Origin of the sequence: Rhizobium beringeri (assembly GCF_004306515.1) — a bacterium.
GTDB classification, from domain to species: Bacteria; Pseudomonadota; Alphaproteobacteria; order Rhizobiales; family Rhizobiaceae; genus Rhizobium; species Rhizobium beringeri.
This window is the reverse complement of record NZ_SILG01000005.1, coordinates 108,849-122,749: the sequence shown is the minus strand read 5'-3', so window position 1 is coordinate 122,749 and position 13,901 is coordinate 108,849. Positions and strand designations below refer to the sequence as shown.

Below are 13,901 nucleotides of genomic sequence, written 5' to 3'. Positions count from 1 at the left end.
ATTCCCCAGTGCCGCAATAGTCTATCCCCACAGATTTTAAGCACGCCTTTATCAATGGGCAATCTAAAGCTGCACTGGGACAAAACTCAAAGCCATTTCTACGACGAGGCTCTTTGTATGTCGTTCTTAAAAAAACCGGAATTATTGATCTTCGACTGCGACGGGGTCCTCGTCGATAGCGAGCTTATCGCAACCGCAGTGCACATCGAAGCGTTGGCGAAGTGTGGCTATATCATATCCGCTGAAGAGTATAATGATCGCTTCGTGGGAATGACTGACCAGCAGAGTTATTCAGTCATAGAATCCGAGCGAGGCCTCCGCCTACCAGAGGATCACCATGAAAGCGTGATGGCCGAAATCGCAAATCGTTACGCGCGTGATCTGCGCGCGACCAGTGGCGTTCGGCAAACGTTGCAAGCCATCAATTTGAAGAAGTGCGTGGCGTCGAACAGTGACACTGCAAAGCTCTGTTTGGCACTTGTAGTCACAGACCTACACAATTTTTTTTGGCCCCATGTCTTCAGCGCTTCGCAAGTTGCGCGTGGTAAGCCGGCTCCGGATCTCTTTTTGTTTGCAGCACAGAATATGAAGACGCCAGCTGGCAGTTGTCTTGTTATTGAAGATAGTGTTGCTGGAACTCAGGCGGCGGTGGCTGCCGGGATGACGGTGATTGGCTTCGTAGGTGGCTCCCATTGCCTACCTGGACATGGAGACAAACTGGCAGAAGCAGGTGCGATAAAGCTGTTTAATGACATGGCGGCACTGCCACAAATCTTGGCCGATTTGTGATCATCAATTGCGCTCTGGCGACCCGCTTGAGTCCCGGTATCACTGTCCAGATTCATGGTGGGTGCGATAGCATCAGGGTAGTGCACGGGCTTCCTCATTGACCTAACCGCGCCTTGTTGGCTCGGACCGCAAAGACATGGAGACACTATGATCGCGAAACCAATGGCAGCTGAAACTCCGGTAACGATCGATTACCTAGAAGGATTTCCGAATTTCCTTTCCGTTTGCGCAAGCTGGGCCTTCGGACAATGGGGTTGTCAATCGTATGGCTCATATGAACAAACGCGATGTGAGTTTGAAGCCGCAACGAGCAGTTCAATGCCACTGACACTTATTGCCATTGAAAACGCCGTGCCCGCAGGAATGATCACGTTAGCTGATCGTGACTTCGACGGAAAATCCAATCTATCCCCATGGCTTAAGTCGCTGTATGTCCATCCATTCCACCGCAATAAAGGAATAGCCGCGTTGTTGATTAACCGGCTGGAGCAGGAGGCATTGCGTCTCGGTTGCAAAAGCCTCTACTTGGTAACAGAGGACGCGCGCGTTCTTTACGAAAACAGTGGCTGGCAGGCAATTGACTACGTCCAAACATCGTTTGGCCTAGCAGATTTGATGACGAAGGTTCTGCCGGAGACTCCACTTGCCTGAAAAACCCCTACGCCACAGCGTTGAGAACGCGATATCGCGACCCCTTTGGTGTGATCCGATTTTATGGACCATCTTGATGTTGCTGTTGCAGCCGTAACGCCAGCGGCGACTGAGGCGCTGGCTAACTGTCTCTTGTCGCTGCGATGGCATTCATCCCTGCTTCCGTTCCCACCAGCCTAACCACTGCTGAGACGCTTGTGCTGTTGCAAAAAGCCGCAGGTGCAAGAGGTACGATGTAGCGAGCTAAGGAACATTATCATCGAAAGGTTCTGAATCTTTATGCAATCCAGCAACAACGTAGCAGCGTCAGCGACTCTTCATTCTAGCTCCTGGCGTTTTGGCCACCTCTGCGGCCGGTCGTGTCTGCGAGCATCGCTCATATTAACTTCTTTTTTCGCCTTCGGTGTTTCATCCAGTGCCGAAGGAACGGCGCTGCTGCCGGTAAAGCCTTCGCCATATCTCGTAAGTGCGATTACGAGAAGCATGTTTAAGCTGCCGGAACCCGACGATGACCTGGTCATCTTATCTGCGCATCGCGGATCCTGGGAGATCTATCCAGAGAATTCAGCCTACGCCTTGCAAGACGCCTGGAATTCGCAAATCGAGAGCGTGGAAGTCGACGCCCGCTTCACCGCGGACAAAGAAGTGGTTCTATCTCACGACTACAGGATTGAGCGCGAGTCAACTGGAAGCGGTCTATTATACAACCAAGACTTTTCTCAATTAAGGCAGGCGGATCTAAGGGACCGGCATGGTCGCGTATTTACGGATCCGCACGGACGAAAGGCTAAGTTCCTGACGTTCTCTGCCGCGCTCGATCTACTCGCTCAATATGTTTCCGACGATGGTCGTGGCTACGTGATGATCGTAGACGTCAAGGCGGCGGTCGATGATCAGGACCCGACCGATCCCATCGAGCTCATGCAACATTGCCTTGACATTCTCGCGACCAAGGCAAATGCGAAACTCAGCAAAGCCGTCGTATTCAAACTCAAAGCGAAGGATGCGGTGGATGTCGGCACGATCTTGAATCGGACGACCTACGACCCCGGCCTCATTGGTGGGCTGATTATTGTCGAGAACCCGGATGACCAGAACGTGAAGGATTCCAGCTATGATCCCCATGAGGACTCAATCTACGATCAATGGAATGTGGCGCCGTTTTCCATTCAATTTGAGATGAACCAATTCTACAAAGGCGACGGTCTTCAGGCGTATTTTGACTATATCGACCAGAAGCAGGGCTTCGCCACCTATCATGAAAGTAACTACTATCCCGAGGGCGTTGCCAACAGCGCTGGCAAATGCTGCTTCGAGCATAACACCGATCCTAAGTCGACCGCGCAACGAGGTATCGTGCCCGATTACCGAGGTGATCCGGAGATGGCGATCGTCAATCGTACGAATCTTATCACCACCGATTTGCCCGACGTAATCGGCGACATGCTGCGCCAGATTGGGCGCCGCAACACAACCAAACTCAGCCGCTAAGGCAAGACCAACGCGTCCGCAAAGGATTGTCTAATGAATTATGGGAAAAGAATCTTCCTGCTGTTTTCTGCGGTGGGTTGTCTTGCTGCTGGCGCGGGCCAATCGGCATCATGCATCGATGAAGCCAATTGTCTTAGAAGCGCATCCGACAAAGTATCTCAGACCCTCACACCGAAGGTCGTGCCGATTTTCGGGCAATATCCAAAGGTGTACATACACGACTCGGCGGCAGGAGTGGATTATCCAGTGCCTGAAAATACGAGGCAGGCATTTGACTTCTATACCAATAAGACTTCTTTCAACTTTCCACCGCACGGATCAGTCGAGACTAGTCAACCCGCATCGATCAGACCCGACAGGGGATTCACAGTCCTTTTGGTAGAAAAGACCCGAGACAATACCGTTCCTAATGGCGGTAGCGCGCTGTCGCTACTTAGTTCCCCTTCGAACGGCGCCTACCTGTCATTTGCGTTAGGTGCCACGCCTAACGCAAATGGTCAAAAGTGGTCTTTTGCAAAAAGCCTGCTTCAAAGTGGAAGGGCGGATACTGCGTGGTGGCAAAAGCCGTGGGATATGAACGTCGTGGGGCCAACAGGCGCATTCTCCGGCACAGAGTGGATTTACTACACCTTCACTCCAGACGGCAAACTTCGCATCGACCGTTTCGCGCCATATACCTATCTTTTGATGTTTACAGCTTACCAATGGGATGAGGCAGTGCTCGACAGCGGGTTCCCGCATTCTGCCTACAGCTCTGGTACGCCAACCGGCCGCCCGAAATCCGTCACTTTCGGCTCGGTTGGGCCATGGGTTATTGGCGCGGCCGCGGTGCCCGGGCAGAGCTCGCCCATGATCGAGCCAGTGGAGGCACTGCCGGGCTTTGAGGGAGTGACGATCTTTTCGACCCCGTTGTCCATGAAAGAAGTTATAGCGTATCAGAACTCCCTGAAGTCGAGCGATTTTCTCGATGTCAGCATGCTGCCATGCAATAGCGGTCAGTACCTTTCCGGGGAAATCAGAACCCCCTGTGGTACGGCTCGTCCTGGCAATCCTCCGTCCAATGTTAATTCGGTGGCTCGAAATGGGATCAGCAACAAAATCGAACGTCAGTGACTCTCATTCTGTTCCGACGACAGCTTTACGAAACCAGTTTCAGGACGACCGGTTAGCGGTGAAAGCTGCGCGAGAAATCGATCGTGACAAACAAACAGAGCCGTCTCCAGGGAGCCGAATGAACGGATTGCGTGACGATCAAAGTCGGCAGCCCTCACAGACCCAATGCCCGCATCATTTTGTGAGGGCGGTAATGTGATCGGCCGCTGGATCTATTGTTGATCACTGAGATGTGTCGGAGGCGGGATTGATCGAAATCAAGCAGCCTTCCAATTATCATGAAGCGCTTCTGCTTGAGCCTCATCTCGGATCTGTTGTACCGGTTAGTGAAGGTTAGCACGCCTTGCGAAGCAGGTCGACGCTATCGACCAGAACGACCTTGCCTCTGACTTCGACGCCCGACGCCGCGAGCGCCGCAAATGCGCGGGAAAGGGCTTCCGGCGCCAGGCCCAGTTTGCCGGCCAGGATTCGCTTCCGGTAAGGAAGCCTGAACGTGACCCGCGAGGTGGTCGCCGAGGCGGGGCAACGGCTCATAAAATAGTTTGCCACCCGTTGTGCGGCTGTGAGCAACCGGTCTCCCGCAATACAATCCATCGCGCCGAGCAGGTGCCTGACCATAATGCGCATGACGTTCCGGTGTACGACCGGATGTTGGTCGGTGAACGCCTGCAAGTCCGCGAGCGCAAACAGCGCGACCTCGGCCCCGTCGGCGGACTGTGCGCTATAAGCGTAGGAGCCGCCCCCCGCGAGTAGATACTCTCCAAAGGTGTCGCCCGGCTCGCACACGCAGATATCCGCCTCGCGCCCGGCGGATTCCGATTTTGAAAGTCGGACAAAACCGTTCATGACGCAGTAGACGAACGACGCCTGCTGGCCCTCGGCTATGATCTTCTCGTCAGCGGCGAAGGCTCGAAACTCAGCCGTTGCGGTGAATTGCTCCACAGTCGCCTGATCCAAACCAGCAAACAGGTCAGACTGCAGAAGTACAGAATTTTTCGCAAGCATCCATCTTCCTTTCGTGTTTGGACCCAGTGTGCGGTCAGGGTTCTCGTTGATCGGTTTCGTCCTCGGCGAGGATTCGCCAGGCGGCGCCTTGAAGGTCGTCATACTGGCCGCTTTTCAGCGACCAAAGGAATGCCAGGAGTCCTATTCCTCCCATCAGCAGCGCGATCGGTATGAGATAGATCAACATGTTCATGCGGCTTTGACCTCCGCACTCCTGCCGATCCCTCCTCGAATGTGCATATCCGGACGCTTGCTGAGGGCGTTCAGCCGCAGTGCGTTCGTCACGACGATGATCGAAGATGTCGACATTGCCACCGCCGCTATCAGCGGCGTCGCCAATCCGGCGATGGCGATCGGCACCGCCAGAACGTTGTAACCAATGGCGAGAGCGAAGTTCTGCCGGATGAGGCTGGCGGATCGTCGCGCAACGGCGATCGCTTCCGGAACAGCGTCAAGGCGATCGTTGAAGAAGACGAGGTCGGCCGCCTGTCTGCCGATATCGGAGGCCGTGGCGGGCGCCATCGAGACATGCGCGGCAGCAAGCGCCGGGGCGTCGTTGATCCCGTCGCCAACCATGAGCACGCGACGACCTTCGCCATTCAGCCTCTGGCATTCCTCGACCTTCTGTTTCGGCGTCAGAGAGCCCAAAGCCCTGTCGATACCCAGGGCATGCGCCGTATTGTCGACGACGGTCTGCCTGTCGCCTGACACGATCAGCGTTTCAAGGCCGGCTGCATCGAGCCGGTCGATGGCCTCGCACGCACCCGGACGAAGCGTGTCATCGAAGAAGAAGCGGGCAAGATCGACGCCATTCTTCGACAGGACCACTTCCGAGAACGGACTGTCGGCGGTGCGGGGCACGAAGCTGGTTCCGCAGGCAAACGCCGCGTTGCCCAAGCGATAGATATCCGCTCCGTTCCTGGCTTCCAGTCCCCCGCCGGGGATTTCCGTGACCCTGTCGAAGGAGATGGGGGCAGTTTCGGTGTCCCGCACCAGAGACCGAGAAAGAGGATGCCGTGAATGCGCTGCCAATCCACGGGCGATTGCGGTGGCGCTCTCGTCCATGGGGTCCACTCTGACAAGGCGCGAACTGCCCATCGTCAAGGTGCCCGTCTTGTCAAAGGCCACGGTGTCGGTCTCGGCCAGTCTTTCGAGTGCTGAGCCGTCCTTCACCATGATGCCCTTCCGGAAAAGCTCCCCCGCGGCGACGACCTGGACCACGGGCACGGCAAGACCCAATGCGCATGGGCAGGTGATAATCAGGACCGCTACGGCGACCAGCATGGCCTGTTTCCAGTCTCCGCCCAGGAAGCCCCAGGCAAGGAAGGAGACCAGCGCCAGCAGATGCACGACCGGCGAATAGAGTGTCGCAGCGCGATCGGCGATCCTGCGATAGCGAGCTCTTCCGCCCTCGGCGGCTTCCATGAGGCCGATGATCTCCGAGAGAAGTGAATTCTTGGCAATTCTCGTCGCCCGCAACACGAGCGAGCCGGTCAGATTCATCGCCCCGGAACTCACTTCGCTGTTGCTGGCGACGGCGACGGGGCTGCTCTCGCCAGTGACGATGGAGAGGTCCAGGTCGCTTTCTCCGCTGACGACAATGCCATCGACGGGAACCCGTTCGCCTGCGGCTATCGAGATTTCATCCCCCGCCGCGATCTCTTCTACCGCAATGTAGCGTCGCGACCCGTCCGGATTGATCAGCAATGCTCCGCGCGGGGCGAGCCGTGCCAGTCCGTTGATCGCTGCCCGAGCCTTTTCCCGCATGATATGATCGAGGGTTCTGCCGATCAGCAGGAAGAAGAGCAGCGAGACCGAAGCGTCGAACCACGCATGCTCGCCGTGATGGACGGTCTCCCACAAGGAAACGGCATAGGAGAGCGACACGGCGAGTGAGATCGGAACGTCCATGTTGGTGCGCCCGTGCCGCAGCGCATTCCAGGCCGATTTGAAGAAGAAGCGCCCCGCATAAACCAGCGCGGGCGCTGCTATCATCGCCGAGATCCAATGAAACATATCGCGCGTCGCGGCATCTGCGCCCGACCAGACCGATACTGAGAGCAACATGATGTTGGCAGCCGCAAAACCGGAAACGCCGATCGCGAGGAGAAGCTGATTTCTGGTCTTGTCGTTCTCGGGAGCTGAGGGGGTGAAGAGATGCACGCGATATCCGGCCGAGTTGATCGCTGCGAGGATCCTGGACGGATCGGTTGCGCCCGTCTCGATCTCCTCCTTGTAGACGCAGCTCACCCTTCGCGCTGTGAGATTGACTCGCGCTGTCTTGACGAAGGGAAGCGTCAACAACGTCCTTTCGATGGTCGAAATGCAGCCGCCGCAGTGGACGTCGGAAACACTCAGGTCCAACTGGCGCAATCCTTCGCCGAGCGGCTGGCTGGCAAGGCGGACCTCTTCGGCACTGAATGATGTCGTGCTGAGGGCAAGCACGCTTTCCGCGTCCATGGTACAGCAGGTCATTGGTCTAACTCCGCGGTATCGATGCGTTTTGCCTCATGCATGACGACCACGCCACCGTTTCGCGAGATGGCCTCGACGATCCAGTCACCTTCGGCTAGATCATGTTCCGCTTCGAACCGCCCCGCGGCTGCCTTCTTGAGCGTAAGGAGGAAGTCCTCGTGGTCTCCGACGGGCCGTTTGAAATTCAGAACGACGTCGTCGACGATCGCAGGCGATCCGCTCTTGTCGTGAATGTCGTAGCGGATCTCGTGCCCCTTTATGGAGAGGTTGCCCTCGATGCCGGAAGCGGCCATTGCCTTCATCGCCGCCGCTTTGCGGTTGAACTCCTGACTGGCGACATAGGTGTTTTCCACGACCAGACCGCTCCAGCTGGAGGAGGCATAGAAGGCCATGGTGACGTTCACCGCGATCACCACGCCAAAGAATGCCGAGGTCGCAAGCAGCATGTGCAGGCCTGTAAAACCTTGAGCGGAGGTCTTCATTTGATGTCTCCCGGTGCATTGAACGCCGCGCGGTAGGTTGCCCGATCGGCATGATCGGTATCTTCGATAACGAACAGAAATTCATTGATCGCGGCTCCGGTAGGCTTGCGTGTAACGAAGACCTTGAGCGTCGTGGCGGCGTCGGGTTCGGCATGGACTGTAAAGCTGCGAGCGTCTTCCTTGCCGAACTCGGGGATGCGCATCGTCGCCCCCTCCAGCCCGACCAGGCTTATGTTCACATCCCTCGGCGTCGGCACCATGTTCAGTACACGAAGCGTGTAGCCATTCCGCAGAGAGCCGTCGCTTTCCAGAACATATTGGGGGTTTCGGTCGTGAACGACGTTGAGTTCAAGGCGCTCCCGAAAGGCGAGATGGACGAGCATCGCCATGCCGACTGACGCCCAGGCGACTGCGTAAAAGACGGTTCTCGGACGAAAGATGATACGCCAGTCGAAGTGCCGGATCGCCGGAACGAAGGTCCCATCCTTGTTTCGAACCCTGGATGGCTGGACGGCCGTTCGTCCTTCGTCCGTGGCAAGCGACATGTTGCTCGAGTATTCGCTCAGCGTGGCGTAGGCAATCAGGCCGTGAGGCTTTCCGAGCTTGTCCATGACACCGTCGCAGGCGTCGATGCAGAGCGCGCATGTGATACACTCCATCTGCTGTCCGTCGCGAATGTCGATTCCCATCGGACACACCGCCACGCAGGCATTGCAATCCACGCAATCCCCGACCGATAGGCCATTGACTAAAGCCTTCTTGGCGTGACGCGACCGCTGCTCGCCCCGCCAGTCATTGTAGGTGACGACAAGAGAATTTTCGTCGAGCATCGCACCCTGGATGCGTGGCCACGGACACATGTAGGTGCACACCTGCTCGCGCATGAGACCGCCGAGCACATAAGTCGTTGCGGTAAGGATGGCGACCGTGGTGAAGGCGGCTGCAGGCGCGCGGCCGGTGAACAGCGAAACAAGCAGGCTCGGCGCGTCGGCAAAATAAAAGATCCACGCTCCGCCAGTGACGACGCCGATCAGGAGCCAGATCGAATGTTTGACGACACGCTTCCTCAGCTTGGCGAAGCTTAAGGGGCCAGCGTCAAGCTTCATTCGCGCGTTTCGATCGCCTTCGATCGCACGTTCGACGACGAGAAAAAGATCAACCCAGACGGTCTGCGGACAAGCGTAGCCGCACCATGCGCGGCCAACCGCGGAAGTGACGAGAAACAGGCCGAACCCCGCCATGACGAGCAGACCCGCTACATAATAAAATTCCTGAGGCCAGATTTCGATGAAGAAAAAGAAGAAGCGCCGTGAAGAAAGGTCGATGAGGATTGCCTGGTCAGGCGCGTAGGGACCGCGATCCCAGCGAATCCATGGCGCGAGATAGTAGATGCCAAGCGTAATCAGCATGACGATCCACTTGAACCGACGGAATCGTCCCTCTGCACGCTTGGGAAAAACCTTCTTCCGAGGTGTGTAGAGAGGCTGCCGGTTGCGACGGGCATTGACCGGCTCGACATTGAGCCGCTCGATGTTATCGGGATCTGGTGCAGTGTAGAGGTTCATGGGACCTATCCGATTTCACCCGCCCTTGTCCCATCTGCCGCGCATCCGTTCCTTGATGCAGATCAAGAAATGCCCAAATGCAATCTCGTGGGAAAGTGATCTTCCCGAAAAGGAACAGGCCACGCCCTGGACAGAGGGCGCGGCCCGCAGGAGCTGCCGAGGAAAGGCACGATTGGGACATCCTCGACGAGGCTAGGGACTAACGGCGAGTCTGCTTGTGGTCCTTGACCCAGGTCAAACTTACGATCGAATTGCCGATCTTTGCCGGGTCGTCCTGATCGGACGGTGGCGGTGTGGCCTTGGCGCGCGCCGACACACGTGATCGTATGGTAGCGCGCGGCGTGCCATAGAGATCGAGGATCGGGTTGTGGCCGTGAGCTGCCATGGCTTTTCTCCTCACGTCCCGCCGCCAAGCGAATGCACGAAAATGGTAAGTTCCTTGACCGCCGTGTCGCCGAGACGCCCTGCCCAGGCAGGCATGACGCCATGCTTGGGAGCGGCCACCTGACGGATGATTGCATCCTCGCCGCGTGCCTTCAGCCAGATCGCATCGGCGAGATCCGGCGCGCCCATGTCGGCCTTTCCTTTGGCGTCGTCGCCGTGACATGCGGCACAGTTATCGAGGAAGACCTGCTTTCCGGCCTCTGCGAGACCGGGGTCCGACGGTGTATTGGTCAGTCCCCAGACGTAAGCCGCGACCTGCCTTGTCTGGACGGGATCCAGAACATCGGCAAAGGGCGGCATCTCGGAAGTATGAGTGTCCGTATCCCCATCGAAGCGAATCCCATGCGCGATCGTCGCCTGGATGGCATCCAGGTCTCCGCCCCACAGCCAATCGTCGTCGTTGAGGTTCGGAAATCCCGGCCCGCCGCTTGCTCCCGAGCCATGGCACGGCGCGCAGTTCACCTTGAATGCAGACGCGCCGCCGGCGACCGCGAATTCGCGAAGGGCAGAATCGGAATCGATCTCGTGCACCGTCTTGGCGGCGATCAGATCATGCAGTGTCGTCTGCGATGCTTTGGCCTGATCCAGGTTCTGCTGCAACTCGGCGCGGCTGGAGAAACCCAGCATGCCCTTCGTGGCGTCGGTAACCATCGGGATCGCGGGATACGCGATCGCATAGCCCAAGGCCCAGACGATAGTGGCGTAGAAGGTCCACACCCACCAGCGGGGCATCGGATTGTTGAGTTCGCGGATGCCGTCCCATTCATGTCCGGTCGTTTCGACGCCGCTAAATTCATCGATATGTTTTTCCGACATCTCAATCATCCTTCAAGGGAATATCGGCGGCCTCTTTCGCCGTTTGCTTGCTGCCTGGGCGAAGGGTGAACACAACGACGCCGACGAAGAATGCCGCCATTGCCAGAAGGCCCCAGCTGTCGGCGAAGTGTCTCATTGCAGTGTAGGTTTCCATGGATCACCTCATCGGTAGCCGGTCGCGTCGTCGTAGGTCGAGAAATCGACCAACGTTCCGAGCATCTGCAGGTAGGACACCAGGGCATCCATTTCGGTCAGCGCAGCAGGATCGCCGTCGAAATCGCCGGTCTTCGCCTTCGGATAGCGGGCAAGCAGGGCCGTCGTATCTGCGTTCGGATCGGCTTGGGCCTTCATGTCGGCCTCCGCATTCGCCAGCATGTCGTCGTTGTATGGCACGCCCACGTCCTCATTGGCCTTCAGGTCCATTCCCACGTCCTTGACCGTCACCCTCTGCTCTTTGAGGAAGGCGTAACTCGGCATGATCGACTCCGGCACGACCGCCCGTGGATCCGCGAGATGCTGGACATGCCATTCGTTGGAGTAACGTGCCCCGACACGGGCCAGATCCGGCCCGGTTCGCTTGGATCCCCATTGGAAAGGATGATCGTACATCGACTCGGCCGCGAGCGAATAATGGCCGTAGCGTTCGACCTCGTCGCGGAACGGCCTGATCATCTGGCTGTGGCAGAGGTAGCAGCCTTCGCGGATGTAGATGTTCCGGCCGGCCAATTCGAGCGGCGTATACGGCCGCATGCCTTCCACCTTTTCAATCGTGTTCTGCAGGTAGAACAGCGGTGCGATTTCGACGATGCCGCCGATGCTCACGACGAGCAGCGAGCCGACGAGAAGAAGCGTCGCGTTCTTCTCGAGGATCTGATGTTTATCTAGTATCGATGCCATGTCTCACCTCATTCGGCAGGTTGTGGTTGGGGCACGAAAGTGGTTGGGATTGCAGCTTCGTCGCGCAGGTGGCCGCGGATCGTCATGAACACGTTCCAGGCCATGACGAGACCACCCGCCAGGTAAAGCGTTCCGCCGACCGCGCGCAGCACGTAGTAGGGGAACATCGCCGCGACCGTCTCCGCGAAGGAATAGACGAGGAAGCCCTGGGAATTGTACTCGCGCCACATGAGCCCCTGCTGGATGCCGGCAACCCAAAGCACGGCGGCGTAGACGACGATCCCGAGGGTTGCGAGCCAGAAGTGCCAGTTGACCATCCGCAGGCTGTAGAGACGCTCGCGTCCCCATAGCTTCGGCGTCAGGTAGTAGATCGCCCCGAAGGTGATCATTCCCACCCAGCCGAGAGCGCCGGAATGCACGTGACCGATCGTCCATTCGGTATAGTGGCTGAGCGAATTGACGGTTTTCACCGACATCATCGGGCCTTCGAAGGTCGACATCCCGTAAAAGGCGATCGCGACGATCATCATACGGATGATCGGATCGGTGCGGATCTTGTCCCAGGCGCCTGAAAGGGTCATGAGACCGTTGATCATTCCGCCCCAGGAGGGCATCCAGAGCATGATCGAGAAAACCATGCCGAGCGTCTGGGCCCAATCGGGCAATGCCGTGTAGTGCAGATGATGCGGGCCGGCCCAGATGTACATGAAGATCAGCGCCCAGAAGTGGATGATCGAGAGCCGGTATGAATAAACCGGTCGGTTGGCCTGCTTCGGCACGAAGTAGTACATCATGCCCAGGAAGCCGGCGGTGAGGAAAAAGCCGACGGCGTTGTGGCCGTACCACCATTGGGTCAGCGCGTCCTGGACGCCCGAGAAGACAGAATAGCTCTTGGAGCCAAGGAACGAGGCCGGAACCGCAAGGTTGTTGACCACGTGCAGCATGGCGATGGTGACGATGAAGCCGAGATAGAACCAGTTTGCCACGTAGATGTGCGGCTCTTTGCGCTTCAGGATCGTTCCAAGATACACGGCGAGATAGGCGACCCAGACGATGGTCAGCCAGAGGTCGACATACCACTCAGGTTCGGCATATTCACGGGCCTGGGTGATTCCGAGAACATATCCGGTCGCAGCCATCACGATGAAAAGCTGGTAGCCCCAGAATACGAACCAGGCCAGGCTGCCGCCGAAAAGACGTGCGCGACAGGTGCGTTGCACCACGTAGAACGACGTCATGATCAGCGCGTTGCCGCCAAAGGCGAAGATGACCGCCGATGTGTGAACGGGCCGCAGCCTTCCGAAATTGAGATAAGGGGCGATGTTGAGGTCGGGATAGGCCAGTTGCAGCGCGATGACCACGCCAATGAGGAAGCCGACCACGCCCCAGAATACCGTGGCGATCAGGCCATACCGGATCACCTCGTCGAAATAGCCTGATATATCGACTTTCCGCCGTTGGCCTGCCGGCGAAAAATCAACGTTCCTGACCAGCAGGGCAGCACCCGCGAGCAGGCAGAAGCAGAGAATACCCATGTGGACTGCAAAGAGGTGGTCATGTGCGAATGCAGCTCCTAGCAGCGCCAGAAACGCCGCGACCGTAATCACCATCGTTTCCGTTGTGTAATTCATGATATCGTCCTCAGTGCACAGACGGCCGCTTTCCGGCCGGCTTTTTGGTACTTGCGCCAGGACTGTCATGAAGACGGTGCTGGCGTCTTGATCCAAGTCAAACTAGGCCAGCGTTTTCCCACTATGTGCGGGGTTGCTTCATTCGTGAAAGGGCTTGGACGCCAGTCTGATAGCTACGCTGAAACGACAAACACGAAGATGCAGATCAGCACTTTTCGGAGGAACTGCACGCCGCAGCCGAGCGACCCAGATGCTTTTCTCGCTTGCGCAATCTCTGCATGTCAGGGGGTGTAGGCCGGCGAGAGGACATGCGTGAAGTACGACGTCGAGCCGTCGCCAATGGAGCGATGCGCGGCCCATCTCTGACTTTGTTTAGGCGGAGAGCAGGTGGGGCGTGCCCTTCAACGTCAGGGCGGTGCTGTGATCATGTTCGCCTTCAGCCGGCGAGAGATGATGGCCGATCTGGTGAAGACACGCGGCCGCGGAAAACCCGCATCGGCTCTGTGGCTGCAGCTTATTTGTGAGGCGAATAGGGTCCTCGT

The 13,901-nt window shown here is 57.5% G+C and carries 14 protein-coding genes; 4 read left to right on the top strand and 10 right to left on the bottom strand.

Annotation, left to right across the window (positions count from 1 at the left end; translation table 11 throughout):
• Positions 1 to 117: 117 nt before the first annotated feature.
• From ELH03_RS33330 to ELH03_RS33315, 4 genes are all read left to right on the top strand, one after another.
• Positions 118 to 789 carry an HAD family hydrolase gene (locus ELH03_RS33330; RefSeq protein WP_130806991.1) on the top strand — a complete coding sequence of 224 codons (672 nt, stop codon included), beginning with the start codon at positions 118 to 120 and terminating at the stop codon, positions 787 to 789.
• 147 nt (positions 790 to 936) lie between these two features.
• Positions 937 to 1,440, top strand: a complete 504-nt coding sequence (locus ELH03_RS33325) for a GNAT family N-acetyltransferase (protein ID WP_245511912.1) — start codon at positions 937 to 939, stop codon at positions 1,438 to 1,440.
• Positions 1,441 to 1,923: 483 nt separating this feature from the next.
• A complete protein-coding gene (locus ELH03_RS33320; RefSeq protein WP_063473330.1) occupies positions 1,924 to 2,931 on the top strand; it encodes a glycerophosphodiester phosphodiesterase family protein in 1,008 nt (335 codons plus the stop codon).
• A 33-nt stretch (positions 2,932 to 2,964) separates the two neighbouring features.
• Positions 2,965 to 4,044, top strand: coding sequence for a hypothetical protein (locus ELH03_RS33315; protein WP_130806898.1), 1,080 nt, complete (start codon positions 2,965 to 2,967; stop codon positions 4,042 to 4,044).
• A gap of 333 nt (positions 4,045 to 4,377) precedes the next feature.
• On the opposite strand, the gene ELH03_RS33310 is transcribed toward ELH03_RS33315, so the two are convergent.
• The 10 genes from ELH03_RS33310 to ccoN form a co-directional block, all read right to left on the bottom strand.
• Positions 4,378 to 5,049 carry a Crp/Fnr family transcriptional regulator gene (locus ELH03_RS33310; RefSeq protein ID WP_130806896.1) on the bottom strand — a complete coding sequence of 224 codons (672 nt, stop codon included), beginning with the start codon at positions 5,047 to 5,049 and terminating at the stop codon, positions 4,378 to 4,380.
• Between the two features lie 34 nt (positions 5,050 to 5,083).
• On the bottom strand, positions 5,084 to 5,242 hold the full coding sequence (ccoS, locus tag ELH03_RS33305; protein ID WP_003549679.1) for a cbb3-type cytochrome oxidase assembly protein CcoS: 159 nt from the start codon (positions 5,240 to 5,242) through the stop codon (positions 5,084 to 5,086).
• Positions 5,239 to 7,524, bottom strand: coding sequence for a cation-translocating P-type ATPase (locus ELH03_RS33300; RefSeq protein WP_130806894.1), 2,286 nt, complete (start codon positions 7,522 to 7,524; stop codon positions 5,239 to 5,241). The genes ccoS and ELH03_RS33300 overlap by 4 nt, the downstream gene beginning before the upstream one ends.
• Complete coding sequence (locus ELH03_RS33295; protein WP_130806892.1) at positions 7,521 to 8,006, bottom strand: FixH family protein; 486 nt, start codon at positions 8,004 to 8,006, stop codon at positions 7,521 to 7,523. The genes ELH03_RS33300 and ELH03_RS33295 overlap by 4 nt, the downstream gene beginning before the upstream one ends.
• Complete coding sequence (ccoG, locus tag ELH03_RS33290; protein ID WP_130806890.1) at positions 8,003 to 9,571, bottom strand: cytochrome c oxidase accessory protein CcoG; 1,569 nt, start codon at positions 9,569 to 9,571, stop codon at positions 8,003 to 8,005. The genes ELH03_RS33295 and ccoG overlap by 4 nt, the downstream gene beginning before the upstream one ends.
• A gap of 199 nt (positions 9,572 to 9,770) precedes the next feature.
• A complete protein-coding gene (locus ELH03_RS33285) occupies positions 9,771 to 9,956 on the bottom strand; it encodes a hypothetical protein (protein WP_017969137.1) in 186 nt (61 codons plus the stop codon).
• An 11-nt stretch (positions 9,957 to 9,967) separates the two neighbouring features.
• Positions 9,968 to 10,831: a cytochrome-c oxidase, cbb3-type subunit III gene (gene ccoP / locus ELH03_RS33280; protein WP_065277073.1), complete on the bottom strand. Its 864-nt coding sequence runs from the start codon at positions 10,829 to 10,831 to the stop codon at positions 9,968 to 9,970.
• A gap of 1 nt (position 10,832) precedes the next feature.
• On the bottom strand, positions 10,833 to 10,985 hold the full coding sequence (locus tag ELH03_RS33275) for a CcoQ/FixQ family Cbb3-type cytochrome c oxidase assembly chaperone (protein WP_017969139.1): 153 nt from the start codon (positions 10,983 to 10,985) through the stop codon (positions 10,833 to 10,835).
• Between the two features lie 8 nt (positions 10,986 to 10,993).
• Positions 10,994 to 11,728 (bottom strand): cytochrome-c oxidase, cbb3-type subunit II, encoded by a 735-nt coding sequence (ccoO, locus tag ELH03_RS33270; protein WP_003549661.1) that lies wholly within the window; start codon positions 11,726 to 11,728, stop codon positions 10,994 to 10,996.
• An 8-nt stretch (positions 11,729 to 11,736) separates the two neighbouring features.
• The gene (ccoN, locus tag ELH03_RS33265; RefSeq protein WP_020486316.1) at positions 11,737 to 13,359 is read right to left on the bottom strand and encodes a cytochrome-c oxidase, cbb3-type subunit I; all 1,623 of its coding nucleotides are present in this window, start codon (positions 13,357 to 13,359) and stop codon (positions 11,737 to 11,739) included.
• Positions 13,360 to 13,901: the final 542 nt, after the last annotated feature.